Source organism: Roseateles sp. P1_C1_2, from assembly GCF_056406535.1.
The window spans coordinates 25,443-51,018 of record NZ_JBFUAB010000009.1 but is presented as its reverse complement, the minus strand read 5'-3'; the positions used below and the strand labels follow the sequence as shown (position 1 = coordinate 51,018).

25 protein-coding genes are annotated in these 25,576 nt (G+C 68.0%); 10 read left to right on the top strand and 15 right to left on the bottom strand.

Features of this window, described 5'->3' with window-relative positions; all coding sequences use genetic code 11:
• Window positions 1–387 precede the first annotated feature (387 nt).
• On the top strand, window positions 388–1,527 hold the full coding sequence (locus AC1D2H_RS10385; RefSeq protein WP_478010863.1) for a serine hydrolase domain-containing protein: 1,140 nt from the start codon (window positions 388–390) through the stop codon (window positions 1,525–1,527).
• A 26-nt stretch (window positions 1,528–1,553) separates the two neighbouring features.
• Here the strand turns inward: AC1D2H_RS10385 and AC1D2H_RS10380 are convergent, their stop codons facing one another.
• From AC1D2H_RS10380 to AC1D2H_RS10360, 5 genes are all read right to left on the bottom strand, one after another.
• Window positions 1,554–3,689: a methyl-accepting chemotaxis protein gene (locus tag AC1D2H_RS10380; RefSeq protein WP_478010862.1), complete on the bottom strand. Its 2,136-nt coding sequence runs from the start codon at window positions 3,687–3,689 to the stop codon at window positions 1,554–1,556.
• An 87-nt stretch (window positions 3,690–3,776) separates the two neighbouring features.
• Window positions 3,777–4,301: a chemotaxis protein CheW gene (locus tag AC1D2H_RS10375; RefSeq protein ID WP_477930715.1), complete on the bottom strand. Its 525-nt coding sequence runs from the start codon at window positions 4,299–4,301 to the stop codon at window positions 3,777–3,779.
• Window positions 4,302–4,327: 26 nt separating this feature from the next.
• Window positions 4,328–6,448, bottom strand: a complete 2,121-nt coding sequence (locus AC1D2H_RS10370) for a chemotaxis protein CheA (protein ID WP_477930713.1) — start codon at window positions 6,446–6,448, stop codon at window positions 4,328–4,330.
• A gap of 25 nt (window positions 6,449–6,473) precedes the next feature.
• On the bottom strand, window positions 6,474–6,836 hold the full coding sequence (locus AC1D2H_RS10365; protein ID WP_056199337.1) for a response regulator: 363 nt from the start codon (window positions 6,834–6,836) through the stop codon (window positions 6,474–6,476).
• Window positions 6,837–6,890: 54 nt separating this feature from the next.
• The gene (locus tag AC1D2H_RS10360; protein ID WP_477930711.1) at window positions 6,891–7,358 is read right to left on the bottom strand and encodes a hypothetical protein; all 468 of its coding nucleotides are present in this window, start codon (window positions 7,356–7,358) and stop codon (window positions 6,891–6,893) included.
• A gap of 199 nt (window positions 7,359–7,557) precedes the next feature.
• On the opposite strand from AC1D2H_RS10360, the gene AC1D2H_RS10355 reads away from it, so the two are divergent.
• The 9 genes from AC1D2H_RS10355 to AC1D2H_RS10315 all read left to right on the top strand — a co-directional run bounded on the left by AC1D2H_RS10355 (window position 7,558) and on the right by AC1D2H_RS10315 (window position 17,723).
• The gene (locus tag AC1D2H_RS10355; RefSeq protein ID WP_477930709.1) at window positions 7,558–8,715 is read left to right on the top strand and encodes a sensor histidine kinase; all 1,158 of its coding nucleotides are present in this window, start codon (window positions 7,558–7,560) and stop codon (window positions 8,713–8,715) included.
• Window positions 8,712–9,359, top strand: a complete 648-nt coding sequence (locus tag AC1D2H_RS10350) for a response regulator (protein WP_477930707.1) — start codon at window positions 8,712–8,714, stop codon at window positions 9,357–9,359. Before AC1D2H_RS10355 ends, AC1D2H_RS10350 begins: the two co-directional genes overlap by 4 nt.
• 70 nt (window positions 9,360–9,429) lie before the next feature.
• On the top strand, window positions 9,430–10,641 hold the full coding sequence (locus AC1D2H_RS10345; protein WP_478010861.1) for a diguanylate cyclase domain-containing protein: 1,212 nt from the start codon (window positions 9,430–9,432) through the stop codon (window positions 10,639–10,641).
• A gap of 19 nt (window positions 10,642–10,660) precedes the next feature.
• Complete coding sequence (locus AC1D2H_RS10340; RefSeq protein WP_478010860.1) at window positions 10,661–12,604, top strand: TonB-dependent receptor plug domain-containing protein; 1,944 nt, start codon at window positions 10,661–10,663, stop codon at window positions 12,602–12,604.
• On the top strand, window positions 12,601–13,122 hold the full coding sequence (locus AC1D2H_RS10335) for a YfiR family protein (RefSeq protein ID WP_478010859.1): 522 nt from the start codon (window positions 12,601–12,603) through the stop codon (window positions 13,120–13,122). The genes AC1D2H_RS10340 and AC1D2H_RS10335 overlap by 4 nt, the downstream gene beginning before the upstream one ends.
• Window positions 13,123–13,313: 191 nt before the next feature.
• Window positions 13,314–14,534 (top strand): efflux RND transporter periplasmic adaptor subunit, encoded by a 1,221-nt coding sequence (locus tag AC1D2H_RS10330; protein ID WP_478010858.1) that lies wholly within the window; start codon window positions 13,314–13,316, stop codon window positions 14,532–14,534.
• Window positions 14,531–15,223, top strand: a complete 693-nt coding sequence (locus AC1D2H_RS10325) for an ABC transporter ATP-binding protein (protein ID WP_477930697.1) — start codon at window positions 14,531–14,533, stop codon at window positions 15,221–15,223. Before AC1D2H_RS10330 ends, AC1D2H_RS10325 begins: the two co-directional genes overlap by 4 nt.
• An 11-nt stretch (window positions 15,224–15,234) precedes the next feature.
• The gene (locus tag AC1D2H_RS10320; protein ID WP_477930695.1) at window positions 15,235–16,404 is read left to right on the top strand and encodes an ABC transporter permease; all 1,170 of its coding nucleotides are present in this window, start codon (window positions 15,235–15,237) and stop codon (window positions 16,402–16,404) included.
• Window positions 16,405–16,406: 2 nt separating this feature from the next.
• Window positions 16,407–17,723: an ABC transporter permease gene (locus tag AC1D2H_RS10315; RefSeq protein WP_478010857.1), complete on the top strand. Its 1,317-nt coding sequence runs from the start codon at window positions 16,407–16,409 to the stop codon at window positions 17,721–17,723.
• Between the two features lie 244 nt (window positions 17,724–17,967).
• Here AC1D2H_RS10315 and AC1D2H_RS10310 read toward each other — a convergent pair whose 3' ends face one another.
• The 10 genes from AC1D2H_RS10310 to fliJ all read right to left on the bottom strand — a co-directional run bounded on the left by AC1D2H_RS10310 (window position 17,968) and on the right by fliJ (window position 25,558).
• Window positions 17,968–18,609: a hypothetical protein gene (locus tag AC1D2H_RS10310; protein ID WP_477935875.1), complete on the bottom strand. Its 642-nt coding sequence runs from the start codon at window positions 18,607–18,609 to the stop codon at window positions 17,968–17,970.
• A gap of 185 nt (window positions 18,610–18,794) precedes the next feature.
• Window positions 18,795–19,559 (bottom strand): flagellar biosynthetic protein FliR, encoded by a 765-nt coding sequence (fliR, locus tag AC1D2H_RS10305; protein ID WP_478010856.1) that lies wholly within the window; start codon window positions 19,557–19,559, stop codon window positions 18,795–18,797.
• A 625-nt stretch (window positions 19,560–20,184) separates the two neighbouring features.
• Entirely contained in the window at window positions 20,185–20,454 is a 270-nt protein-coding gene (gene fliQ, locus AC1D2H_RS10300; protein ID WP_477937589.1) for a flagellar biosynthesis protein FliQ, read from the bottom strand.
• Between the two features lie 7 nt (window positions 20,455–20,461).
• Window positions 20,462–21,211, bottom strand: coding sequence for a flagellar type III secretion system pore protein FliP (gene fliP / locus AC1D2H_RS10295; protein ID WP_477937587.1), 750 nt, complete (start codon window positions 21,209–21,211; stop codon window positions 20,462–20,464).
• Entirely contained in the window at window positions 21,201–21,524 is a 324-nt protein-coding gene (locus AC1D2H_RS10290; protein WP_477937585.1) for a FliO/MopB family protein, read from the bottom strand. The genes fliP and AC1D2H_RS10290 overlap by 11 nt, the downstream gene beginning before the upstream one ends.
• A gap of 64 nt (window positions 21,525–21,588) precedes the next feature.
• A complete protein-coding gene (fliN, locus tag AC1D2H_RS10285) occupies window positions 21,589–22,035 on the bottom strand; it encodes a flagellar motor switch protein FliN (protein WP_477937583.1) in 447 nt (148 codons plus the stop codon).
• Complete coding sequence (fliM, locus tag AC1D2H_RS10280; RefSeq protein WP_477937581.1) at window positions 22,025–23,029, bottom strand: flagellar motor switch protein FliM; 1,005 nt, start codon at window positions 23,027–23,029, stop codon at window positions 22,025–22,027. Before fliM ends, fliN begins: the two co-directional genes overlap by 11 nt.
• Window positions 23,030–23,042: 13 nt before the next feature.
• Window positions 23,043–23,642, bottom strand: coding sequence for a flagellar basal body-associated FliL family protein (locus AC1D2H_RS10275; protein WP_477937579.1), 600 nt, complete (start codon window positions 23,640–23,642; stop codon window positions 23,043–23,045).
• 133 nt (window positions 23,643–23,775) lie between these two features.
• Window positions 23,776–25,089, bottom strand: a complete 1,314-nt coding sequence (locus AC1D2H_RS10270; protein WP_478010855.1) for a flagellar hook-length control protein FliK — start codon at window positions 25,087–25,089, stop codon at window positions 23,776–23,778.
• 13 nt (window positions 25,090–25,102) lie between these two features.
• Complete coding sequence (gene fliJ, locus AC1D2H_RS10265; RefSeq protein WP_478010854.1) at window positions 25,103–25,558, bottom strand: flagellar export protein FliJ; 456 nt, start codon at window positions 25,556–25,558, stop codon at window positions 25,103–25,105.
• Window positions 25,559–25,576 lie beyond the last annotated feature (18 nt).

The following is a 25,576-nucleotide window of genomic DNA, read 5'->3' as shown; positions in this document are numbered from 1 at the left end:
CGCCCAATCTCGCCGCGCTGAACGCCGGCGAGCTTGGTCGGTCCCCCGAGGGGACGGCGATGCTTGCCGGATCGACCGGCAAGCACATCGCCAGACGGGCCGGCTTGGGAGCGGCCCTGCGCTCGGCCCGGAATACCGCCGACTTACCGATCCAATGAATTAGGCCCGCTCATCGCGGGCCTTTTTCTTTGGTGGATACGGCCTGGGGCAGCAAGCTGCCGACCATGCCGACGATCGTGCGTTTCGTCGGCAAGTGCTGGCCCGCGAGGAGGGCGCCGACAACACTGCGCCGGCCCTCCAACCCTCCCCATGCCGCATGGCGGGCGGTCCTGCCTCGCCGTGTCGAGCCGCGGGGTCGGTGTGTCCAGAACAGAAGAAACCCCCGTGATGAACCACAGAATCTGCACGATCGCCTTGGCCGTTTGCGCCGCCTCGTCCACAGCCTTCGCCGCCGATGCGCCGCAGTTGCCCGCGTCAGCAGCCCAGGCCGCGCCCACCGTCGGCCTGCAGGCCCGCCTCGAAGCCAGCATGGCCGGCAGCAAGGTGCCGGCCATGGGCGCCGTGTCGATACGCAACGGCCAGTTGACGGAGCTGGCGGTCACCGGCCTGCGCGCCAAGGGCGGGGCGGAAGCGGTTCAGCGCGGCGATGTCTGGCACCTCGGCTCCAACGGCAAGGCCATGACGGCCACGATGGTCGCGCGCCTGGTCGAGCGAGGCGTGTTGTCCTGGGATGCCCCGCTGAGTCAGTTGCTGCCCGAGCTGGCAGCCGACATGCAGGCCGCCTACCGTGACGTCACCCTGCGTGATCTGCTCGCCCACCAGGCCGGTCTGCAGGCGGACATCGATGAATCCTGGATGGCAGTCTTCTACAAGGACAAGCGCCCCTTGCATGAACAGCGCCTGGCCTTCGCCCGCATCGCGCTGGCGCAGGCCCCGGCCTTTGCGCGCGGTGCCGGCGACGGCTACTCGAACTCGGGGGTGCTGATCGCCGGCCTGGCCGCCGAGCGCGCTACCGGCCTGCCCTACGAGGCCTTGATGCAACGCGAGCTGTTCGAGCCGCTGGGCCTGCGCAGCGCGGGGTTTGGCGCCACCCATCGCGGACAGCCTCTGGGGCACAAGGCTGGCGTGCCCGTCGAAGGCGTGGAGGCGGACAACCCCGCCGTCATTGCGCCGGCCGGTGGCATCCATATGTCGCTGGAAGACTGGGCCAGGTTCGCGATCGACCAGATGGCCGGCGAGCAGGGCCGCGGCAAGTTGCTGAAGGCGCCGACCTACCGCCTGCTGCATCAACCGGCGCGTGAAGGTGGCAAGTTCGCCCTCGGCTGGCGGGCCCAGGGCAGCATGGCCGGCGTGAACGCCCGCCATCTCGCCCACACCGGCAGCAACGGGGCCTGGTTCGCCCTCATCGTGCTGAGGCCGGACACGGAAGACGCCGTGCTGGTGACCGGCAACGCCAGCGAAGACGTCGAGGCTGACAAGGCCGTCCGTGCGGTGGCGGTCGCCACCCTCAAGGCCATGGCGCCCTAGACCGCATCAACAGGCGCGGGTGGGGCTCAGAAGGTTTCCCAGTCGCCTTCGGCGGCGGCCGGCGCAGGTGCGGCGGCAGGGCGCGGTGCGGCGACTGGGGCTGCGGGCTTCGCGGCAGCGGGCTTGGGAGCCGCCGCCTTGGGAGCCGCCGCTTTGGCTGCTGCTATGGCTGCCGGCGCGTGCGCCTTGGCCGGGGTCGGCTTGTGTACCGGTGCCGGTGCGCTGGCCCGGCGTTGCGGCTCGGAACCGGCCACGCGGAACACGGCCACCGCCTCGACCAGGCGCTGGGCCTGCTCCTTCAGGCTCTCCGCGGCAGCGGCGGACTCTTCCACCAGCGCGGCGTTCTGCTGCGTCATCTGGTCCAGCTGCACGACCGAGGTGTTGACCGAGGCGATGCCTTCGCTCTGCTCGGTGGCGGCCGAGCTGATCTCGCCAATGATGTCCTGCACGCGCTGCACGCTGGAGACGATCTCGCCCATGGTCGTGCCGGCCGTTTGCACCAGGCGGGCACCGTTCTCGACGCGCTCGACGCTGTTGCCGATGAGGGCCTTGATCTGCTTGGCCGCTTCGGCGCTGCGGCCGGCCAGCGAACGCACTTCGCCGGCCACGACCGCGAAGCCGCGGCCCTGTTCGCCGGCGCGCGCCGCTTCCACGGCGGCGTTCAGCGCCAGGATGTTGGTCTGGAAAGCGATGCCATCGATGGTGCCGATGATGTCGGCGATCTTCTTGCTGGCTGTATTGATCTCGTCCATGGTCGTGACGACCTGGCCGACGACCTCGCCACCGCGCGTGGCGGCCGACACGGCCGACTGCACCAGCTGATTGGCTGTGCGGGCCGAGTCCGCGGTCTGGCGCACCGTGCCCGTCAGCTCGCTCATGGACGAGGCGGCGTTCTGCAGATTGCTGGCCGTCTGCTCGGTGCGCTGGCTGAGGTCGAGGTTGCCGGTGGCGATCTCGGTGCTGGCGGTGCCGATGCTGTCGACCGAGTTGCGCACCGTGCCGATGGTGGAGGCCAGGCGCTGGCGCATGCTCTCGGTGTCCTGGATCAGCGAGCCGATCTCGTCGTTGCGGCTGCTGCTGACCGACTGGCTGAGGTCGCCGTCGGCAATCGCACCGACGGCCTTCTGCAGCGAAGCCAGCGGCTGAGCCACCCAGCGGCGCATCATCCACAGCAGGCCGAAGCCCAGGCCCACGGCCGTCAGGGCCAGGGCGCCCCAGAAGAACCACAGCGTTGCGCGGCCCTGTGCCGAGGCCTCGCCGCGCGAGACCTGGGCGACGACCCAGTAGCCGGTCTTGTCGCTCTTGCGCGCCACGGCGAAGTTGTCGGAGAGGCCGTTGCCGAGCACGTCGGGCACGTCGTCGAGCACGACCGTGCTGGCGGTCTGATCCGCCAGCGTCTTCTCGAAACCCGGCGCGACGCTGGACAGCAGCTTGCCCTTGGCCGACGGGTGGGCCGCGAGCAGGGCCTTGGTCGGGTCCTTGGGCACGGCGACGATATAGGTGCCGCCATGCTCGAAGAACTTGGCGCTGGCGGCCATGCGGTCCATGGCCAGTTCGAAGGAGTCCAGGTCGTAGCCGACGAAGAGGATGCCGACGACCTTGCCGGCGTCGCTCTTGATCGGCTCGTAGTGCGTCATGTAGGCGCGCCCGAACAGCAGCGCCCGGCCGGTGTAGGGCTTGCCGGCCTTGACGGCCGCGTAGGCGGCGCCCTGCTTGTCCAGCATGGTGCCCATGGCGCGCTCGCCCTTCTCGTTCTTCAGCGAGGTGGTGATGCGCTCGAAGTCATCGCCCTTGGCCGCGAACACGGTGGCCACGCCGCCGTTGACGGCCGCGAACTTGTCGACCTGGGTGAAGTTGCCGTTGAGCTTGGGGCCCCAGTCGCGCAGGTCGCCGGTGGCCTCGTCCAGCGTGAAACTGGGGCCGAAGTCCTGGCGGAAGGAGCCGAAGCTGCGCTGGGTCTGCTTGGCGGCGACGTCGTCCATCGCCTGCATCGCGTCGACCAGCGACGCGGCCTTGTCACCGACCCAGGTCTGCACCTGTTCATTCGCGGAGCGCTTGAGCAGCGTGCCGACGATGAGGCTGACGACCAGCAGCACCCCCGCGACGGCGACGGCGCCGGTCAGTGACACCTGGCGGGCAATGGAGTTGGTGGGCTGACTCATGCGAATCTCCGAAAGGCCAAAGCGAGCACAGCTCCGCACACCCCGCGACGTTGCAGGGGCGCGTGAACGGGAATCAGGGCAGGGTGATCAGGCGGCGATGGCCGCGTCCATCAGGCCCATCTCGGCGCTGCTCATCAGGCCTTCGATGTCCATCAGGATCAGCATGCGATCGCCAACCGAGCCGATGCCGGTGATGAAGCTGGTGTCCACCGACGCCGAGCTCAACTCGGGGGCCGGCTTGATCGCGTCACGGCTCAGTTCCAGCACGTCGGAGACCGAGTCCACGACGGCGCCGACGACGCGATTCTTCACGTTCAGCACGATGACGACCGTGAAGCTGTTGTACTCGGCGGTCGCGCAGTTGAGCTTGAGGCGCAGGTCGACGATGGGGACGATGACGCCCCGCAGGTTGACGACGCCCTTGATGAAGTCCGGCGCATTGGCGATGCGCGTGGGCTGCTCGTAGGAACGGATCTCCTGCACCTTCAGGATGTCGATGCCGTATTCCTCGGAGCCCAGGCGGAAGGTCAGGTACTCGCCGCTCTTGGGGCCGTGGGCCTTGGTACTGACGGCGCCCGGCTGGCGCAGGGCAGGGACGTTGCTGGCTTCCATGCAGACCTCTCCTAGTTATTGATGGTTCAGTGGCGCGAGCGGCGCACGAGGCTGCCGACGTCCAGGATCAAGGCCACGCGGCCGTCGCCCATGATGGTGGCGCCGGACACGTCGTTGACCTTGCGGTAGTTGGCCTCGAGGTTCTTGACGACGACCTGCTGCTGGCCGAGCAGTTCGTCCACCAGCAGCGCGACGCGGCCGCCTTCGGCCTCGACGACGACCATGATGGAGCTGACGTGCTCGAAGTCGAAGCGCGGCACGTCGAAGACCTTCTCGAGCTCGATGACCGGCATGTATTCGTCACGCACTTCGACGACGCGGCCGGAGCCGGCGACGGTCTTGATGGTGTCGGACTGCACCTGGAAGGACTCGACCACGCTGGACAGCGGCAGGATGTAGCACTCGTCGCCGACGCCCACGCTCATGCCGTCCATGATGGCCAGCGTCAGCGGCAGGCGCACGGACACCTTCATGCCGTAGCCTTCGGCGGAGTCGATCTCGACGGTGCCGCCCAGCGACGTGATGTTCTTCTTGACCACGTCCATGCCGACGCCGCGGCCGGACACGTCGGTGACCTGTTCGGCGGTGGAGAAGCCGGGCGCGAAGATCAGGCTCCAGCATTCCGCATCGGTCATGCTGTCCGGTGCATCGATGCCCTTCTCGCGAGCCTTCTTGATCAGCTTCTCGCGGTTCAGGCCACGGCCGTCGTCGCGCACCTCGATGACGATGCTGCCGCCCTGGTGGGAGGCGACCAGCGTGATCGTGCCCTGCTCGGGCTTGCCGCGGGCGATGCGGTCCTCCGGCATCTCGATGCCGTGGTCGCAGCTGTTGCGCACCAGGTGGGTCAGCGGGTCGGTGATCTTCTCGACCAGGCTCTTGTCGAGTTCGGTGGCTTCACCCTGGGTGACCAGTTCGACCTTCTTGCCCAGCTTGGCGGCCAGGTCGCGCAGCATGCGTGGGAAGCGGTTGAAGACCGTCGACATCGGAATCATCCGGATCGACATGACCGACTCTTGCAGGTCGCGCGTGTTGCGCTCCAGGTCGGCCAGGCCCGAGGTCAGTTGCTGGTAGAGCGCTGGGTCGAGCTCGCGGCTGTTCTGGGCCAGCATGGCCTGGGTGATGACGAGCTCGCCAACGAGGTTGATGAGCTGGTCGACCTTCTCGATGGACACGCGCAGCGTCGTCTGGTCCATGGCCGCAGGCTTGGCCTCGGTCTTGGCCGGCGTGGCGGCGCGGGTCGGCACGATGGCCGCCGTCGGCGCAGGTGCGGCCGCGGGGGCTGCCTCGGCGGCACCAGCCGGCACGCCCGGGGCGTCGTCGAAGAAGCCGTAGCCGGGGTCGGCGGACGGCGCTTCGGCGGGCGGGGCGCCGGGGGCGCCGTCATAGAAGCCGAAGCCGGTGCCCAGCGGCATCAGCTTGACCTGTTCACGGGCGACGTGGAAGGTGAAGAGGTCCAGCAGGTCGTTGTCGGTGGAGCTGGTCAGCACCTTGAAGCGGCGCATGCCGTCCGAGCTCTGGCCGGCGTCCAGCGGCTCGATGGTGCCGAGGTCGGTGATTTCCTTGAACAGCTCGACCAGGTTCTCGGCCAGGCTCATGTCGGTCAGCGGGCCGACCTGCAGTTCCAGCAGGCGTGTGCCGGGCTTGAGGGCAGTGGCGGCTGGCGCTGCGGGCGCCGGTGCGGCTGCCTTGGGTGCCGGCGCTGCAGCGGCGGGCGCGGGCGCGCCGCCACCGTCGACAAAGCTCTTGATGCTGACCAGCAGGTCGGTCGTGTCGAACACGTCACCGCCCGAGCCCTGGTGGCGGGCGAGCTGGGTGCGCAGCGCGTCGCCCGACTGCAGCAGCACGTCCACCATGGCGGCGTTGGGCTGCAGTTCGTGGCGGCGCAGCTTGTCCAGCAGCGTCTCCATCTGGTGGGTCAGCTCGGCGACGTCGCTGAAACCGAAGGTCGCCGCGCCACCCTTGATGGAGTGGGCGCAGCGGAAGATGGCGTTCAGCTCTTCGTCGTCGGCCGCCTCGACGTTCACATTGAGCAGCAGCTGCTCCATGTTGTCGAGGTTCTCGCCGGCTTCCTCGAAGAAGACCTGGTAGAACTGGCTGAGGTCGATGCCAGCACTGATGCTGGCGCCTTCGGTGGTCATGTCACCCATGGCTGTACTCCCTGCGCAATGGACTTCAGCGGATGACCTTGCCGATCACTTCGATCAGCTTGGCCGGGTCGAAAGGCTTGACCAGCCAGCCGGTGGCACCGGCGGCGCGGCCTGCCTGCTTCATCGCATCGCTGGACTCGGTGGTCAGGATCAGGATGGGCGTGGTCTTGAACTTGGGGTTCTCGCGCAGCTTCTTGGTCAGGCTGATGCCATCCATGCGCGGCATGTTCTGGTCGGTCAGCACCAGGTCGAAATCACGCTGTCCCGATTTCTCCCAGGCGTCCTGTCCGTCCACTGCTTCCACCACGTTGAAGCCGGCGTTCTTGAGCGTGAAGGCCACCATCTGGCGCATCGAGGCCGAATCGTCGACAGCAAGGATTGAGTGCATTTGATTTTTCTCCGAGGGATGCGTGTTGCCTGGGGCTGAGATTGGCGGGGGGATTCAGAAAAGCTCGATGGAACCGGCGTCCATCTCGTCCTGCGTGACCGGGTTGGGCCGCAGCGGCGCGATCTCGACGACGGCCGCGCCGTCCTCGTCGTCCATGCCGAAGGTGTCGCGGGCCAGCTGGTCGGAACAATTGCGCAGGCGCTGGCTGGTGTGGGCAATGAGCTGCGTCGCCATGTCCTGGAACTGCAGCGCGGTGATGGCGCCGGCAATGTCCTGCATGATCTGCTTCAGCCCCGCAGCGGCGGGCGTGCCTTCGCTGGTGCCGAGCAAGGACATGGCTTCGTTGGAGGCGCTGTAGAAATGGCTGGACAGGGCTTCACCGGCGTCGTCCAGCAGGCGTTGCAGGCGCTCGAGATCGTGTGTCACCGTCATCAGGTGATCCTGCAGTTCCGCGGCCGCCAGCAGCGGCATGGCGGCCACGGCTCCATCGAATTCGGCGGCGGTGGAAGTGTCTGTCTGCATCGTGTCTCCGCGAGGGGATGCTGCTTCTTGTCCCAAAGCCCTGTGGATACCCTCAGGGCGAATGCATCATGGCATGTTCACCTCTTTTTCGGCCACTGTCGACCTTGAGATGTCGCGAGAACGAGCCGTATTACCGGTCTGACCCGCGTCAAGTGTGGCGCCGGGCAGTATGCCGCGAGCGGCGGCATACTGCGCCCCCATGACGATTTCTGGTGTCGAGCAGGCGTCCCGAGTCCTGCGTGTGCTGCATGTCGAGGACTCCGAGCTCGACCATCAACTCATCCTCGCCCAGTTGAGCCGCGCCGGCCTGCGCGTGGACATGCAGAGGCTGGACACCATGCCCGCCCTGCTGGCCGCGCTGGAGCAGCCCTGGGACGCCATCATCTCGGACTACAACCTGCCGGGCTTCACGGGCCTGGAGGTGCTGGAGGCCTTGAAGGAGAAGCGGCAGCTGACGCCCTTCATCCTCGTCTCCGGCGAGATCGGTGAGGACACCGCCGTGGGCGCGATGCGCAACGGCGCGTCCGACTATCTGCTGAAGAACAACCTCAACCGCCTGGCGCCGGCCCTGCTGCATGCCATCGACGCGGCCGAGAACGAAAAGGCCCGCGTCGCCGCCGACCATGAACTGGTCAAGTCCAAGCAGCGCCTGCACCAGCTGGCCGGCCATCTGCAGACCAGTGTCGAGTTGGAGCGGGCGGCCATCGCGAGGGAGATCCACGACGACGTCGGCGGGTCGCTGACGGCCGTCAAGTTCGACCTCGCCTGGATAGACCGCCATGCCCAGGAGCCCGAGGTGCGTGCGCGCGTCGCCGCAGCCTTGGAGACCGTCAATGCCGCCATCGAAGCCAGCCAGCGCATCATGCACAACCTGCGCCCCGCCATCCTGGAGCAGGGCCTGGTGGCGGCCCTGCAATGGATGACGGCGCGCTTCGAGCGGCGCACCGGCATCGAGGCCGGCCTGCGCATCGGCGAGGAAAGGCTGGGCCTGCCCTCTGGCGTGCCGCTGGTGGCCTACCGCACCGCCCAGGAGGCGCTGACCAATGTATCCAAGCACGCACTGGCGACGCGGGTCGACATCGAACTCAGCCAGGACTCGGGCGTGCTGACGCTGGAGATCCGCGACAACGGGCGCGGCATGGGGCGAGGCGACCTGTCCAAGGAGCGCTCCTTCGGCATCCGCGGCCTGCACGAGCGGGCGGCGACGGTGGGCGGATGGGTCGACCTGTCCAGCCCACCGGGTGGCGGCACCAGCCTCATCCTGACCGTGCCGCTGGCCCAGGACGCCATCGACGCACTGGACGACTCGACCGACTTCGGCAAGGATGACCCCAACTCCATCTGGGGGCGAGTGTGATCCGCGTCATCCTCTGCGACGACCATGGCCTGATCCGCCGCGGCATCCGCGACACGCTGGCCGATGCCCAGGACATCGAGGTCATCGGCGAGGCCGGCGACTACACCGAGCTGCGCGGCCTGCTGCATACCCTGGGCAAGGACAACCCCTGCGACGTCCTCGTGCTGGACATCAACATGCCCGGCCGTTCCGGCCTGGACGTGCTGCATGTGCTCAAGGACGAGGGCAATGCGGTGCGTACCCTCATCGTGTCCATGTACCCCGAGGACCAGTACGCCATCCGCGCGCTGAAGGCCGGCGCCTATGGCTATGTCAACAAGGGCGGCGACCCGGCGACGCTGGTGCAGGCGGTGCGCACCGTCGCCCAGGGCCGCAAATACGTGACGCCCGAGATCGCGCAGATGCTGGTCGAGAGCCTGACGGCGCCCGTCACCGAGCAGGCCCACCACAAGCTCTCCGACCGTGAGCTGCAGACCCTGGTCATGATCGCCTCCGGCAAGCGTCTGTCCGACATTGCCGAGGAGCTGATGCTCAGCCCCAAGACCGTCAGCGTCTACCGCGCGCGCATGCTGGAGAAACTGGGCCTGAGCAACAACTCCGAGTTGACGGTCTATGCCATCCGCAACGGACTCGTCGCCAGCTGAGGGGCGCGAGAGGGGCCCGCGCCGCCGGCCTTCGCTGGTCCGGCGGCTCACGCGCCTGAGCGTCACCGTCATGGGCGCCGCCCTGCTGCTGAGCTCGCTGGCCCTGGCCGCCTGGGTGCACCACAGCCTGCGCGAGGCCCAGATCCGGAGCGTCGAGCAGTCGGCCCAACTGCTGGCCGAGAACGTCGCGCCGGCCCTGGCCTTTCACGACCGCCAGGCCACGCGCGACGCCCTGGTCACCTTCAGCCGCCATGAGGGCCTGCAGGGCCTGGTGGTGCGCGAGCCCGGAGGCGAGGTCTTCGCCGCGTGGCCCGACGCGGCCGCGTCGGCGCCGTGGAGCGATGCGCCCCTGCAGGTCGGCTGGCAGGGGCTGCGCGTGGTCGCGCCGGTGCAGCTGCATGGCGAGCGCCTCGGCAGCCTGGCATGGGCGGAGTCCTTCGACGCCCTGAACGACACCTTGCTGCGCCTGGCCGCCGGTGCCGTCACCGTGCTGGCCCTGGCCTTGCTCGGCGCCAGCCTGCTGCTGCGCTGGACGCAGCGCCGGGCCCTCGCGCCGCTGATCGCGCTGTCGCGCCTGGCCGAGCGCGTCGCGACCAGCCAGGACTACAGCCTGCGCGCCCCCGTGCGCGAGAACGACGAGGTCGGGCGCCTGGCCGAGCGCTTCAACGGCATGCTCAGGCGCATCGAGGTCTGGCACGAGGACATGAACCAGCAGCTGGCCCAGGAGCAGCAGACCGGCCGCGCGATGCAGCAGCTCGCCCACCGCGACACGCTGACCGGCCTGCCCAACCGCCTGGCCTTCGAGCTGACGCTGGAGCGCCTCTTCGTCGACCTGCACCACCCCCAGCATGTCGGCGGGCAACGCCTGGCCCTGCTCTTCATCGACCTGGACAACTTCAAGCACGTCAACGACAACCTGGGCCATGCGGCGGGGGACGCCGTCCTCACGGAAGTCAGCCGGCGCATGAGCGGCGTGCTGCGTGCGAGCGACACGCTGTTCCGTCTCGGCGGCGACGAGTTCGCCCTGCTGGTGGCCGACGTGGCCGAGCCGGAAGCCGTGGAGCACCTGGCCGCGCGGCTGATCGCCGGCGTGGCCGAGCCGCTCGTCATCCGGGGCCAGGTCCAGCCCGTCGGCGCCACCGTGGGCCTGGCTTTCGTGCCCGATGACGCAACCGACCCCCAGTCGCTGCTGTGCGCCGCCGACGCCGCCATGTACGCTGCCAAGCATGCCGGCAAGAACACCTATCGCAGGGCGACCAGCGACTCTTCCGCGGGTCCTTGAGCGCTGCGCCTTCAGCGTTTTGCTGCTGCTGAGCGGCCATGCGCTGGCCCAGAACAGCGACATCCCCAGTCTCGAAGACCTGCTCCGCACCGAGCGCCGCGGCGCCGCGGCCGACGTGTCGGTCAGCACCGCCTCCCGCCAGGCCCAGAGCGCCGACCTGGCGCCCGCCGTCACCCATGTCGTCAGCCGCCAGGACATCGCCCGCCTGGGGCTGCGCAGCCTGGGCGACGTGCTGCGCCGCATGCCGGGGCTGGAGGTGCGCGAGGACGACGAGTTCACGCGCGTCGCCGTGCGTGGCGTCGCGCCCGGCGACTTCAACGGCCGCGTGCTCTTCCTGCTCGACGGCCTGCGGCTCAACGACAACCTCTACGACGCCGGCCCCATCAACCGCGAGTTCTATGTCGACGTCAGCCTCATCGAGCGCGTCGAGTTCACGCCCGGGCCGGGTTCGGCCCTGTATGGCGGCAATGCGCTGCTGGGCGTCGTCAACATCGTCACCCAGCGCGCCGATACCCTGGCTGGCCCGCAGGCGCATGTGGTGCTGTCACCGCGCGGCCAGGTCAGCACGCGGCTGAGCTATGCGCAGCGCCTGGACAACGGCGCCGAATGGCTGGCCGCCTTCAGCAGCGACGAGGAGCCCCACACGCCGCTGGCCTTCGGCGAGCCCGAGCCCTACCGGTCGCAGCTCGAGCCGCTGGAATGGGACCGTGCGCGGCGCTGGCTGCTCGGTGGGCGCAGTGGCGGCCTGTCGCTGCGCGTCGGTGGCGTCCAGCGCGAGCGGGGCCTCTACAGCTTCCTGCCCAAATCGGGCGACATCACCGGCAGCGTCAACTCGCTGCGCGAGAACTTCGCGCAGGCCGGCTGGGAAGGCCGCGCCGCCGACTGGGATCTGCACCTGGGCCTGGCCTGGCAGCAGTCGCGCTACCGCGCCGAGCAGGCCGACGACAGCGAAGCCGAGCTGCACACCGGCCGCTTCGAGGCCCTGGGCCGCTGGTGGCTGGCCGAGCTGCGCCTGGCGCGCTCCTGGGGTGGCCCGGCCGGCGACAGCCACACCACCAGCGTCGGCATGGACTGGCAGCGCGACAGCGTCCAGCGCTTTCGCTTCGTCTACCTGGGCCAGGMCCCCAACGACGAGAACTTCAACGCCCAGCGCCTGGGCTTCTACGTGCAGGACGAATGGCGGCTGGCCGAGCGCCAGCGCCTGGTGCTGGGCCTGCGCCAGGACGGCGTCCACGGTGGCGATTCGAGCTGGAACCCGCGTGCGGCCTGGGTCTGGTCGCCCGCGCCGGGCCAGAGCCTGAAGCTGATGTGGGGCACGGCCTTCCGTGCGCCCAACCGTTTCGAGCGCGCCCTCAACCAGGGCGCCGGCGCCGAAGCGCCGCGGCCCGAACGGCTGCGCACCACGGAGCTGGCCTGGCAGGGCCCCCTGTCCGGCCTGCCCGGGCTGGCCGCCGGCAACTGGAGCTGGCAGGCCTCGCTGTTCGCGAGTCATCTCGTCAACTTCATCGAGCGCGGCAGCGACCAGCGATTCACCAACACCCCGGTCGCCCACTCGCGCGGCGCCGAACTCGGCCTGAATGGCCATTGGCGCGAAGGCTGGCAGTTGCAGCTCAGCTGGATGGGCCAGCGCAACCGCGCGGCCGACGGCAGCCACCAGGCCTACAGCCCCAGCCAGACGCTGAAGTGGGCGCTGCAGATGCCCATTGCCGGGCCGACGCTGCGCCTGTCGCTGAGCGGCTGGGCGACGAAGGCGCGCTTCGGCGACGAGCGCCTGCCCGGCTATGCCCAGCACCAGGCCCATCTGCTGTGGCAGCCCAGCCGGCATTGGGATTTCTTCGCCGGCGCCCAGAACGTCGGCGGCCGGGCCTATGCCGAGTCCAGCGGCACCGGCTACAGCGCGCCCGTGCAGCGCCAGGGCACGCGTTGGCAGGCCGGGCTGACCTGGCGCGGAGACGCGCCTTGAGACGCTGCCGCCTCCTGCCGCTGCTGCTGGCGGCGGCCGCCGGCGTGGCGCGGGCCGACAGCCTGGACGAGGACAGGCTGCGCGCCGCCTTCGTGCTGCGCCTGGCCCAGTACACCCAGTGGCCGGCGCCGGTGGCCGAAGGCCCGACGCTGACCCTGTGCGCGGCCGGCCTGCAGCCGGCCGGGCTGGAGGCGGTGCGTGCGCTGGCCAGCCGCACGGTGGGGGCGGCCCAGGTGAGGGTGCGTGCACTCAGCGAGCCCCGCGACGCGGCGCGCGACTGCCAGGTGCTGCTGCTCGGCCACGCCGACGCGGCGACGCTGCGCCAATGGATCGCGGCGGTCAGCGACGCCCCCGTCCTCGTCATCGCCACCAGCCCCGAGGCGCTGCGGGCGGGCGTCTGCATCGCCCTCATCAGCGAACCCCAGGGCATGGCCTTTGCCGTCAACCATGGGGAGTCCCGCAAGCGCGGCCTCAGCCTGGCGGCGCCGGTGCTGAAGCTGGCGCGCGAGGTGCGCTGACCTCCGTTCGTCACCCCCGGCTGTCGATTCGCCACCGCGGGCTGCCGTTTATCGATTGATGACACTCTGTGGCAGCAGCCACTGCACAATCCGCCCCGTTCGAAATGGGCGGCCGAAATGGCCGGTGCTGCTGCAGGTGCGGTTCAAGCCTGCAGGCCAACTCTCTCGAGGGGCGTGTCATCGATACCGGATTGCTGAAAGAGCTGCGCATCGACGGTGCGCATCGCGATGACCATGACGGCGGCGGGCCGCCGAAATGGATCTGGGGCCTGGCGGCCGCCGTGGTCGTGCTGGGCCTCGTGGGCGGCGCGGCCTGGTGGTTCCTGGCGGGCAACAAGCCTGTTGCCGTGCAGACGACCAGCGTGCGGGCCAATGGCCAGGGCGCCAGCGCCGGTGCGGTGCTGCAGGCGACGGGTTATGTGACGGCGCGCCGCATGGCGACCGTCTCGGCCCAGATGACCGGCACGCTGACCGAGGTGCTCATCGACGAGGGCTTCAAGGTCAAGAAGGGCCAGGTGCTGGCCCGGCTGGATGACACCGGGCTGAAGGCCGGCCTGGCCGCCGCGGAGGCGCAGATCCGCACCACCGAAGCCAATCTCGGCCAGGTGCGTGCCCAGCTCGCCCAGGCCCAGGCCGACGAGCGCCGCCAGGCCGAGCTGAACGCCAGCGGCATGACGACGCGCCAGTCCCGCGAGCAGTCGGCGACGGCCGTGAAGACCGTGTCCGCTCAACTGGAGGCTGCCCAGCGCCAGGTGGAGGCCGCGCAGGCTCAGGCACGCATCGCCCGCGTCAACTTCGACTACGCCACCGTGCGCGCCCCCTTCGACGGCGTCGTCACGGCGCGCGCGGCCCAAGTCGGCGAGATCATCTCGCCGCTGTCGGCTGGTGGCGGCTTCACCCGCACCGGTGTGGGCACCATCGTCGACATGGACTCGCTGGAAGTGAACGTCGACGTCAACGAGGCCTATATCGCCCAGGTCAAGGCCGACATGCCCTGCGAGGCCGTGCTCGACGCCTATCCGGACTGGAAGATCCCGGCCCATGTCGTGGCCGTCATCCCGAGTGCCGACCGCGGCAAGGCCACCGTCAAGGTGCGCGTGGCGCTGGAGAAGAAGGACGACCGCGTCGTGCCCGACATGGGCGTGCGCGTCAGCTTCCTGGCCACCAAGCCCAAGACCGAGGTGGCGGTGGTGCCGGGCGTGCTGCTGCCGCCGGACGCGCTGGCCCAGCGCGATGGCGCCGACGTCGTCTTCGTCGTGCAGGAAAACCGCGTCGAGCAGCGAGCCGTCAAGCTCGGTGCGGACGTGGGCAAGTTCAAGCTCGTCACCTCCGGCCTGAAGGCGGGAGAGACGGTGGTGCTGTCGCCACCGGCCGAGCTGAAGCAGGGTTCAACCGTCGTGAACAAGGAATGAAGATGAGCGCTTTGATCGAAGTCCGCGATCTGTCCAAGGTCTACACACGCGGCAAGCAGAAGGTGGAAGTGCTGCACCACATCGACCTCGATGTGCAGCAGGGCGACTTCCTCGCGCTGATGGGCCCCTCGGGCTCGGGCAAGACGACGCTACTCAACCTGATGGGCGGCCTGGACGCCCCGAGCGGCGGCGCCATCACCGTGGGCGGCGAGCGCATCGACAAGCTGTCCGGCGCGGCCCTGGCCAAGTGGCGGGCGTCGCGGGTCGGCTTCGTCTTCCAGTTCTACAACCTGATGCCGACGCTGTCGGCGCAGAAGAATGTCGAGCTGCCGCTGCTGCTGACCAAGCTGTCCGCCGGCGAGCGCAAGAAGCGCGCGGCGATTGCGCTGCAACTCGTCGGCCTGGCCGACCGCGCCTCGCACAAGCCCACCGAGCTGTCGGGCGGCCAGCAGCAGCGCGTGTCCATCGCCCGGGCCATCGTGTCCGACCCGACGCTGCTCGTCTGCGACGAACCCACCGGTGACCTGGACCGCCAGTCGGCCGAGGACGTGCTGACGCTGCTGCAGGCGCTGAACCGCGAGCATGGCAAGACCATCGTCATGGTCACCCACGACCCGCGTGCCGCTGCTCGTGCCAGCCACACGCTGCATCTGGACAAGGGCACGCTGGTCGAACAGGCCGTCGCCTGAGGGGTGAAGCCATGAAATACCTTCATCTGATCTGGGCCGCGCTGTTCCGGCGCAAGGGGCGCACCTTCCTCACCCTGGTGTCCATCATCACGGCCTTCCTACTCTTCGGCCTGCTGGACGCGGTGCGCGTCGGCTTCGACCAGGCCGGCAAGAGCGCAAATGGCGCCCAGAGATTGCAGACGGGCTCCAAGCTGAGCTTCATCCAACTGCTGCCGATGTCACTGAGCGCGCGCATCGCGCAGCTCGACGGCGTCAAGGACGTGGCCTATGCCAACTGGTTCGGCGGCGCCTACCAGAAGCCCGAGAACCAGGTCTTCAGCTTCGCCGTCTCGCCCAACTACATCGACATCTACCCCGAGATGGAGGTGTCGGCCGAGCACCGCAAGGCCTTTGCCGAGACCAAGGACGGGGCCCTCGTCGGTGAAGGCCTGGCGCGCAAGTTCGGCTGGAAGGTGGGCGACCAGATCCCCATGCAATCCACCATCTTCCCGGACCGCAATGGCAGCCAGAACTGGCCGTTCAAGGTCGTCGGCATCATCCATGTGCCCGACAAGAAGACTGGCGCCTGGTACGACCAGATGTTCCTGCTGAACTGGAAGTACTTCGACGATACGACGCCCTGGAACCAGGGCCAGGCAGGCTGGTATGTGACGCGCGTGAAGGACGTCAACCAGGCCGACCGCGTGCTCAAGGCCATCGACGAGATCTCGGCCAACTCCGACCACGAGACGCGCACCCAGACCGAGGCGGCCGCCATGTCCAGCTGGATGAAGCAGGTGGCCGACATCAACCTCATCGTCACCTCCATCATGGGCGCCGTCTTCTTCACGCTGCTGCTGCTGGCCGGCAACACCATGATGCAGGCCGTGCGCGAGCGCACCGGCGAGATCGCGGTGTTGAAGACGCTGGGCTTCTCGGGCGAGAGCGTGCTGTCCATGGTGCTGGCCGAGTCGGTGCTGCTGCTGCTGATCGGCGGCACCATCGGCCTGCTGCTGGCCAGTGTCATCGGCCCCGCCGTCAGCGCGGGCAGCGGCGGTGCCCTGAACCTGCCGGCCGCGGGTGCGGCCAGCTGGATGACCGGCGTCGGGCTGGCCTTGGTGTTTGGCTTGGCTGTCGGCGCCTTGCCGGCTCTGCGCGCCATGCACGTGAACATCACCGACGCATTGGCCGGGAGGGCATGACCATGAAGTTTCTAAAGAACCTCGGACTCATCCTCCTCACGGTCGCCCTGCTGGTCGGCTGGATCTTCCTGCCCTGGTACGGCGCCCTCGCGCTGTTCGCCCTGCTGGGGCTGTGGATGCTGCTGTTCCGCACCGGCATGCAGGCCCTCTCGGTCGCCTCGGTGGGCATCAGCACGCTGACGCAACGCCTGGGCTCGTCGGCCGTCATCGTCGTCGGCATCGCTGGCGTGGTGGGTGTGCTGGTCGCCCTGCTGGCGATGGCCGAGGGCTATGGCCAGACGCTGCGCAACTCAGGCAGCCTGGACACGGCCATCGTCATGCGCGGCGCCTCGGCCAACGAGGTCTCGTCCTCGCTGAGCCGCGAGGACATCGTGCAGATCGAGCAGGCCCCGGGCGTCGCGCGCAATGCCAAGGGCGAGCCCATTCTTTCGGCCGAGACGGTGGTGGCCGCCAACCTGCCCATCAAGGGCGGCAAGGCCGACGAATCGGGCAGCGCCCAGGTGCGCGGCATCAGCGAAGCCGCCTTCGTCGTGCGGCCCAACGTCAAGATCATCGAGGGCAAGAGCTTCCAGCCTGGCCTGCGCGAGATCGTCGTCGGCAAGGGTGCGGTGCGCCAGTTCACCGGATTGACGGTGGGCAGCACGCTGAAGCTTGGCAACTCGCCCTGGACCATTGTCGGCATCTTCGCCTCGGGGGATGCGATGGAGTCCGAGCTCTGGGCCGATGCCAATGTCGTCAACGACGCCTACAAGCGCGGCAGCGGCCGCAACTCGGCCACGGTCAGGCTGGACAGCCCGTCCGCCATCAAGGCCTTCGGTGCCGCTCTCGAAGCCAACCCGCAGCTGAAGGTGAAGGCCAGCACGACGCTGGACTTCTTCGCCAAGCAGAGCGAGCAGATGACCAAGGTGCTGCGCATCATCGGTATCGTCGTCGGCTCCATCATGGCCGTGGGTGCGGTGTTCGGGGCGCTGAACACGATGTTCGCCGCCGTCGCGGCGCGGGCCCGCGAGATCGCGACCTTGCGTGCCATCGGCTTTCGCGGCCTGCCGGTCGTCGTTGCGGTGATGCTGGAGACGACATTGCTGGCATTGATCGGCGGCCTCATCGGCGGCTGCGTGGCCTGGCTGATCTTCAACGGCTTCGAGGCCTCGACGATGGCCGCCGGCTCGGTCGGCAAGCTCAGCTTCAACCTGGCCGTGTCGCCGGGCCTGCTGTGGGAGGGCATCAAGTGGGCCCTGGCGATCGGCTTTGTCGGTGGGCTGTTCCCGGCGGTGCGGGCGGCTTCACTGCCGGTGACAACGGCATTGCGAGAAGCTTGAGTCCGCAAGCATGAAGGGCGGGGCTGGCACTTCGGTGACCGGCCCCGTTTTTCGATGGCAGTGTGGAAAGGGTGAAGTGGCTGGTGGCAACTGCCCCAAGCGGCGGCCGCTTCAGGCTGGCTGCTGCCGCTCGGATTCGTCAGTCGTGGGGCAGCAATGTGCCCAAAGCTGAAATCGGCGGCGCCTGAGTAGGCCGGCTCGAGAAACTGGTCAGGCGGCCCAGCAATTGCCAGCTGCTACGAGCTCAATCACGTTTCCGAAGCCTAGGACGTACCCAATTGCGAAGGCGGCCATTGTTGAACTCCATAACCATCAGGCCGTTGTTGTCGCATTGAGCGCCGTCATCTTCACCACACACGTCTCCCGCGAGCCAGAACTCCGGCATTCCGTTGTTGTCTATGTCAGTGATGGCCGACACGAACCCTGTGTTGTAGAGAAATCCGTGCATATACAACTCAGCTTCAGCGACATGGTCCGCATTCACTACAAATGCAAGCGGGTACTCCAAATATGCGTAGTACCCCTCATGTAGATCCTCCGGTGCCGCTTCCTTGATCGAAGAGAGCTTGCAAGGGACCAGCAGCACGATCGACGGTCTGCCCTGCTTCTTTAACAAATGTGCCTCGCCGGGAAGGCATCTATGTCTTTCAACAGACGCCTGAATCTTTGCAAAGGCCAGCGGTCGCAGATGAGTCGATGCAGATTCGACCCCTGAAACGATAAGTGATGTGAACTTCTCGTCCACTCGAGGAGGCTCAAGCCTGGCGTACCGCTCGGCTGCTTCCGAGTATGGCGACAACACTGCCGCGAGGACTACCAACAGGTGCAAGTGGCGGGATTTCATTACGCTCATTCCCCCAGCTCTTCGGCTGAAGACCAGTTCCATTTGAGCATTCTTCAGCCAGCCCACCGCGCAGTTCGTGTCGCCAAGGCTGACGCAAGCCAGACAACTCCAGGCCTGCAGCTGCCACCCAAACTTCCGCTTTGGGCACTTTGCTGCCCTACGAACGCCGGCCGCGAGCGTCAGTAGCCGCTGCAAAGCCGACTTCTGCCGGTGAAGCCCTTCAGCAGCTAACTGAACGCCGCCAGCAGTCGCTCCAGGGCGACTGTGAACGGCGTCTGCATCAGCGGCAGCGTAGCCACCATGCCGATCAGGCCGATGCTGACGGTCAGCGGGAAGCCGACCGAGAAGACGCCGATCTGCGGCGCGACGCGCGAGATGACGCCGAGCACCAGGTTCACGAACATCAGCATCGTGATCAGCGGCAGCGCGATCCACAGGCCGATGCTGAAGATCTCCGCACCCCATTGCTGGGGCGTCGCCACGCGCAGGAAGGCGAAGGGTTCGGTGCCGACCGGGAAGGCGTGGAAGCTCTGGATCAATGCGTTGATCAGCAGCAGATGGCCGTTGATGGCGATGAAGAGGAAGGCCACCATGCTGCCGAAGAAGCGTGCGCTGGCCGTGCCCTGGGCACCGGTGCTGGGGTCGAAGAAGCCGGCGAAGTTCAGGCCCATTTGCAGGCCGATGATTTCGCCGGCGAACTCCAGCGCCGCGAACACGATGCGCACCGCGAAGCCCATGGACAGGCCGATCAGCAACTGCTGGGCGACCAGCAGCGTCAGCGCGGGCAGGGAGTCCAGCGGTGTGGCCGGCATGTCCGGCAGCGAGGGCTGGGACGCCACCGAGATGAAGAGGGCCAGGCCGACGCGCAGGCGCAGCGGCACATTGCGCTGGCTGAAGGTGGGCATGCCGGCGAACAGGGCCAGCGTGCGGATGAAGGGCCACAGGAGTGGGTTCAGCCAAGCGAGGAGTTGGGCTTCGGTGACGGAGAACATTGGGTGTTTGTTGCTCCGTTCAGGGTCTGTCGCGTGAGGGCGTGCTGTGTCCGTGGCAGTAGGCTAGCGCCACGGTGCCGGGAGTCCGTCCCGGCGGCCGGGTAACTTTCTTCTGCGGCGCCAGAAGAAAGTCACCAAAGAAGAGGCGCTGAACCGCACACGATCGCGACGCCGCGAAGAGCGGCGCGCGAAAACAACCAATGGCGTTGTGGGAAGAAGCGACCCGCTGCGCTCTCGCGTCTGACTTGTCACGAGCAGCATCCATCGGACCGGCGGTCCGTCCGACGCGCGGCTGCACGCCGGGCTCACCAGAAAAACAAATGCAGCGTCGCTCGGGCGACGCGGTATTCCTTGATGAGCTCGGCGTGCAGCCGGCGTTAACCGGCGTGAAGCGGCGATGGAGGGCACTCGTCATAGGGACAGCAGCGAGAGCGCAGCGGGTCGCTTGGGGGCGAGCTCCAGTCCGAGCAAAGCGAGCGCCCGAGCCCCCTCGAGTGCGGATTGCATTCAGCGCTCCTCTTTTGGTGACTTTTCTCTGGCGCGTCAGAGAAAAGTTACCCGCCCTCGCGGGGCGGATTCCCGCGGCACTGCACCGAGTCGAAAGGTTCTCGGCAAAAGCAACCATTCAGCCCACCACTTGCGGAATCGTCATCAACGTCCGCTGGATGTACTCCACCAGCGTCGTCATCATCCACGGCCCCGCGATGGCCAGCGTCAGCACCGTGGCGACGACCTTGGGCACGAAGGACAGCGTCGCTTCGTTGATCTGCGTGGCGGCCTGGATCACGCTGACGACGACGCCGACGAGCAGCACGACGATGAGCACCGGTGCGGCCACCAGCATCATCATGTAGAGGCCTTGCTGGCCGAAGGTGAAGACTTGTTGTGCGTCCATGGCTTGCTCAGGTGACAAACGAAGCGGCCAATGAGCCGAGCAGAAGATTCCAGCCGTCCGCCAACACGAACAGCATCAGCTTGAAGGGCAGGGCGACGAGCACGGGCGACAGCATCATCATGCCCAGGCTCATCAGCACACTCGCCACGATCATGTCGATGACGAGGAAGGGGATGAAGATCAGGAAGGCGATCTGGAAAGCGCTCTTCAGCTCGCTGGTCACGAAGGCCGGCACCAGCACCTTGAAGGGCACGTCTTCCGGCTTGACGCTGGCGTCCAGCTTGGCCAGGCGCGAGAACAGGGCCACGTCGGCTTGGCGCGTCTGCTTGAGCATGAAGCCGCGCATCGGCACCTCCGCGCGCTTGAGGGCTTCGTCGAACTGGATGGTGCCGGCGCTGTAGGGCTGCCAGGCTTCGGCATAGACCTTGTCCAGCGTCGGGCTCATGACGAAGAAGGTCAGGAACAGCGACAGGCCGACGATGACCTGGTTGGGCGGCGCCGACTGCGTGCCCAGGGCCTGGCGCATCAGGCTCAGCACGATGGCGATTCGCGTGAAGGCCGTCATCATCAGGATGACCGCGGGCAGGAAACCCAGCGCCGTGAAGAAGAGCAGCGTCTGGATGGGCACCGAGTAGCTGCCACCGGCGCCCTGGCCGATCAGCAGAGGCAGCGAGGCGGGCGGTGTCTGGCCCTGCTGTGCGAAGGCAGCGCCGGCTGCAAGCAGCAAGCCGGCCGTCAAAAGTTGCTTAAGCCGCATCACCGCGCTCCTTGCTGAGCAGCTTCGCAAACGAGGCCGGTGGGACGGGCTCGGCCTGCGGCGGCATCACATGCAGCGTCGTGATGTTCTGGGCGGTGGCGCCCAGCACCAGCCAGCGGCGGTCCTCACCCTGGCCGACCTCGACGACGAGGATGCGCTGGTTGGGGGCGGTGGGCAGCTGGGCCACGACGCGCAGCACGCCGGCCGCCGCCGCGCCGCCCAGCGGCGTGCGCTTGAGCAGCCACAGCGCGACCGGGATCAGCGCGACGATGCCGAGGAACCAGAGGAAGGGGAGCAGGCCGGAAGCATTCATGCCTCGGCATTCTGCGGACGGACTTGAACCGCCGAACCCCCTAAGTGGCAGCGGAAGAGGGCGTTTATGCGGCCTTGGAGAGGCGGCGCATGCGCTCCGAGGGCGTGACGATGTCCGTCAGCCGGATACCGAACTTGTCATTCACGACCACCACTTCGCCCTGGGCGATCAGATAGCCGTTGACCAGCACGTCCATGGGCTCGCCGGCCAGCGCATCCAGCTCCACCACCGAGCCCTGGGCCAGCTGCAGGATGTTCTTGATCGGGATGCGGGTGCGGCCGAGTTCAACGGTCAGCTGGACGGGGATGTCCAGGATCATGTTGATGTCGTTGCCAGGGCCCGCGCCGGTGGTGGGCGTGAAGTTGGCGAAGCTGGGCGTGGAGACCTGCTCCGGCACCTCGGCAACGACTTCGGACGCGACCGAGGGTGCGGGCGCGGCCTCGGCCAGCGCGGCGGCCCACTCGGCCGCCATCGCGTCTTGTTCTTCCTGGCTGGGTGAATCAGGGCTCATGTTTGGCTCCCAACCAGCTCTCTTGAGGGCCGGTCAGCATCTTGTCGATCTTGAGGGCGTAGCGCCCGTTGGACGTGCCGTAGTGGCAGTCGAAGACGGGCACGCCGTCCACCTTGGTCTGGATCATGGGGTCCAGGTCCAGTTCGATGAAATCGCCTGGCTTGAAGGCCAGCAGTTGCTCGACAGTGGCCGGCGCCGTGCCCAGCTCGGCCACCAGTTCCACTTCGGCCGATTGGATCTGGGTCTTGAGCAGATTGATCCAGCGCCGGTCGGGCTCGGAGGAGTCGCCGACCGTCGTGGAATACAGCACGTCGCGGATGGGTTCCAGCGTCGAGTAGGGGATGCAGAAATAGATGGTGCCGCTGGTCTCGCCGATTTCCAGCGTGAAGGACGTCGACACGACGATCTCGCTGGGCGTGGCGATGGTGGCGAACTGGGGCTGCATCTCCGAGCGCTGGTATTCCAGCTCGAGCGGGTAGATGCCCTTCCAGGCCTTGTGGTACTCGGCGAGGATGACCTCGACGATGCGGGTGATGACGCGCTGCTCGGTGGGCGAGAAGTCGCGGCCCTCGATGCGGGCGTGGAACTTGCCGATGCCGCCGAACAAGGAATCGATGACGGCGAACACCAGCGTCGGGTCGCAGACGATGAGCCCGCTGCCGCGCAGCGGCTTCACCGACACGATGTTGAAGTTGGTCGGGACGACGATCTCGCGCAGGAAGGCAGAGTACTTCTGCACCTTGATGCCGCCGATGGCGACTTCCGGGCTCTTGCGGATGAAGTTGAACAGGCCGACGCGGATGTTGCGCGCGAAGCGTTCGTTGATGATTTCCATCGTGGGCATGCGCCCACGAACGATGCGTTCCTGGCTGGCGAGGTTGTACTCGCGTATGCCGCCGACCTGCTCCTCCTCGGCCTCGAGCTTCTGGCTCTCGCCGGTGATGCCCTGGAGCAGTGCATCGACTTCGTCTTGGGAAAGGATCTGCTGATTCATTGCCGACCCAGGCTTACTGGACGATGAAGTTGGAGAACAGGACTTGCGTCACCGGGCTTTCGACGTGGGCCTTCTTCTTCTTTTTCTTCTTGGGCGCGTCGCCGGCGACTTCGTGGTCGTCGTCATCGTCGAGCTCGATGCCCATGGGGCGAACCGACTCGCGCATGATGTCCTTGGCCAGCTTTTCCTTGCCCTCGCGGGTCAGCAGCTCGCCGGCGGTCTTGTGCGCCAGCACCATCAGCACATTGCTGCGGATGGCGGGCATATAGGCCTTGATCTGGTCGGCGAACTTCGGGTCATCGACCTGCAGCGTGACGCCGACCTGGGCGAAGCGGTCCACGTCCTTGTCGGCCAGGTTGACCGTGAAGGGGTCCAGCGGCACGAAGGTGGGCGGATGGTCGCTCTTGGCATGGGCCTTGGGCTTGGCCGCCGTCTCGGTTGTTTCGGCGCCGTCTTCACCGTCCTCGGCCACCGGCTTCTTCTTGAGCAGCATGACGGCCGCGCCGCCACCCACCAGCACCAGCACCAGTACGGCGGCCAGGATGATGATGAGCTTCTTGCTGCCGCCCCCCTTGGGCGCGGCAGGTTCCGCAGCAGCCGGCGCAGTCGCCATGTGAACTCCTTGAGACGTCGTCGCCCAGGCCAGCCACGACGGGCTGAGGGCATATGCGCTCGATTATTGACCCCGGGGCCGCCGGGCAAACCTCGATTAGCTTGAGTGCGGCGTGGCTATTTCGGCTTCAGCTTCAGGCAAATGTGTCGAGCAGGCCGACGCTGCGGCGTGCCGGCGTGGCCGCGGCGGTCGTGCTGGCGCCGACGCGGGCACCGGCCGAGGCGCTGCGCGAGCCGCGGTTGTCGTCATTTCGGCCCGCTTCGGCATCACCGCCCTGGGGATCGCGGGGCGCTTGCTGGAAGACGCCACCACCCGACAGCGTCAGGCCCTGGCCCTGCAGCGCGGCGGCCAGATCGGGCAGGCTCTGCTCCAGCGCCTGGCGCGTTTCGGCGTGTGCGGCATGGAAGGACACCTGGGCCTGGGCGCCGTCGACGACGATCTGCACGGACACCGGGCCCATGTCGGCCGGGTTGAGCTGCAACTCGGCCTGCTGCACGCCGTCCACGGCCAGCAGGCTGACGCGCGCACCCAGCTCGGGCGCGAAGGCGCTGCTGTGCACGGCGGCGCGCACCTGGCCGCTGCCGTTCAACGCTGCGGCGTCCGAAACCGCGGCTGTGGCCGGCATGGCCTGGGCCAGCACGGCGGCGAAGCTGGTGGGGAGGGCTTCGGCCGCGCCCGCCGCCTGCGGCGTGCTGGCGCCACTGGCTGTGGCGGCCGCCTGCAGGCTTTCGCTGTTGCTGGCGCTGCGTGCGGCGGCCTTGTCGGCAGCCGCGGCCAGCTCGATGCCCTTGGCGCGGGGCGCGGTGTCACGCGCGGGAGCGTCGGACGGGCGGCGCTCGACGGCGGCGCTCGAGGCCGTGTCGGTGCCGCTGCCGGTGCGGGGCGTTGCAACCGCGGCTTCGTCGTCGGCCAGGCGGCCGACGCGGCCGCGGGCGRCATGCCTGGCGCCGGGCGTGTCGCTCTCCGCCGCCTCGGCGCCGGCTGCAGTAGCAAGCGGCGCCGCGGCCGGCACGGCCTGGGCAGGCAGGGTCTGCGGCGTCAGGCCGATCAGTTGCGTGAATTCATCCAGGCCGGAGGTTTCGGGATCCTGCGCGGCGTCGGTCTTGGCAAGGCCGCCGTCATCGGCTTGCTCGCCACTGACGGCCGCCTGGTCGGGCTTGGCCGAGGCCGCCGCGTCGGGTGTGCGGTTCTGCACGGGTTTGGCCGGTGCGGGCGACGCCGGGCGGCGTGTCGTGGCGGCAGCCGGCGTCGGGGCCGGCTCGCTGGCCGCCGACTGGGGCTCGCGCGGCACGGGGTCGGCGTGGGCCGGCGGCGGCAGCGTGGGCTGGTCGTTCAGGAACTGCGCAAAGGTCGGCCCGCCGGCCGAGCCGCTGCCGGGCAGGTTGGGTTGGGCGGCGGGCGGCAGGGCGGCCGGCTTGGGGGCGATGGTCTGCGAGGAGGCGAGCATGGCGGGGTGCTCCTCAGGCGTGCGCCATGCGGCGCAGATGCGCGCGGGCGGCAAATTCATCGGCGGCGCGCTGTTCGCTGCGCTGGACGATCTTGGCCGCTTCGGCCTGGCGGCGGGCGATCAGCTGGCGCAGCGCGGCGACGCGCAGCTCGGCCTGGCCGAGGGCCTCGCGGGCGCGCTGCTGGCGCTGGTCGGCGTGGTTGGCGACATGGTGCTGCGTGTCCACGGCCTGGTCGATGCGGCGGCCAAAGCTCTGGTAGCAGCCGACGATGTCCATCGTCGTGGCCTGGGTGAAGCTTTGCGTCCAGCGCTGCTGGTAGTCCTGTCGGTAGCCGGCCAGTTCACCATGCTGGGCGCGCGCGGCATGCGCCTGGTTGCTGGCGGCGTGCAGGGCCTGTGCGGCGGCGTCGCGCTCGTTTTCGGCGCGTTCCAGCAGCAGGCCCAGGGTGTCTTTGACGGGTGCACTCATTCAAAACTCCAGCGCAGC

Bases quoted from the DNA above. Each gene is read 5' to 3' on its own strand.
- AC1D2H_RS10385 (WP_478010863.1), top strand. From the start codon at position 388: ATGAACCACAGAATCTGCACGATCGCCTTGGCCGTTTGCGCCGCCTCG.
- AC1D2H_RS10380 (WP_478010862.1), bottom strand. From the start codon at position 3,689: ATGAGTCAGCCCACCAACTCCATTGCCCGCCAGGTGTCACTGACCGGC.
- AC1D2H_RS10375 (WP_477930715.1), bottom strand. From the start codon at position 4,301: ATGGAAGCCAGCAACGTCCCTGCCCTGCGCCAGCCGGGCGCCGTCAGT.
- AC1D2H_RS10370 (WP_477930713.1), bottom strand. From the start codon at position 6,448: ATGGGTGACATGACCACCGAAGGCGCCAGCATCAGTGCTGGCATCGAC.
- AC1D2H_RS10365 (WP_056199337.1), bottom strand. From the start codon at position 6,836: ATGCACTCAATCCTTGCTGTCGACGATTCGGCCTCGATGCGCCAGATG.
- AC1D2H_RS10360 (WP_477930711.1), bottom strand. From the start codon at position 7,358: ATGCAGACAGACACTTCCACCGCCGCCGAATTCGATGGAGCCGTGGCC.
- AC1D2H_RS10355 (WP_477930709.1), top strand. From the start codon at position 7,558: ATGACGATTTCTGGTGTCGAGCAGGCGTCCCGAGTCCTGCGTGTGCTG.
- AC1D2H_RS10345 (WP_478010861.1), top strand. From the start codon at position 9,430: ATGGGCGCCGCCCTGCTGCTGAGCTCGCTGGCCCTGGCCGCCTGGGTG.
- AC1D2H_RS10325 (WP_477930697.1), top strand. From the start codon at position 14,531: ATGAAGATGAGCGCTTTGATCGAAGTCCGCGATCTGTCCAAGGTCTAC.
- AC1D2H_RS10320 (WP_477930695.1), top strand. From the start codon at position 15,235: ATGAAATACCTTCATCTGATCTGGGCCGCGCTGTTCCGGCGCAAGGGG.
- AC1D2H_RS10315 (WP_478010857.1), top strand. From the start codon at position 16,407: ATGAAGTTTCTAAAGAACCTCGGACTCATCCTCCTCACGGTCGCCCTG.
- AC1D2H_RS10310 (WP_477935875.1), bottom strand. From the start codon at position 18,609: ATGGAACTGGTCTTCAGCCGAAGAGCTGGGGGAATGAGCGTAATGAAA.
- fliR (WP_478010856.1), bottom strand. From the start codon at position 19,559: ATGTTCTCCGTCACCGAAGCCCAACTCCTCGCTTGGCTGAACCCACTC.
- fliQ (WP_477937589.1), bottom strand. From the start codon at position 20,454: ATGGACGCACAACAAGTCTTCACCTTCGGCCAGCAAGGCCTCTACATG.
- fliP (WP_477937587.1), bottom strand. From the start codon at position 21,211: ATGCGGCTTAAGCAACTTTTGACGGCCGGCTTGCTGCTTGCAGCCGGC.
- AC1D2H_RS10290 (WP_477937585.1), bottom strand. From the start codon at position 21,524: ATGAATGCTTCCGGCCTGCTCCCCTTCCTCTGGTTCCTCGGCATCGTC.
- fliN (WP_477937583.1), bottom strand. From the start codon at position 22,035: ATGAGCCCTGATTCACCCAGCCAGGAAGAACAAGACGCGATGGCGGCC.
- fliM (WP_477937581.1), bottom strand. From the start codon at position 23,029: ATGAATCAGCAGATCCTTTCCCAAGACGAAGTCGATGCACTGCTCCAG.
- AC1D2H_RS10275 (WP_477937579.1), bottom strand. From the start codon at position 23,642: ATGGCGACTGCGCCGGCTGCTGCGGAACCTGCCGCGCCCAAGGGGGGC.
- fliJ (WP_478010854.1), bottom strand. From the start codon at position 25,558: ATGAGTGCACCCGTCAAAGACACCCTGGGCCTGCTGCTGGAACGCGCC.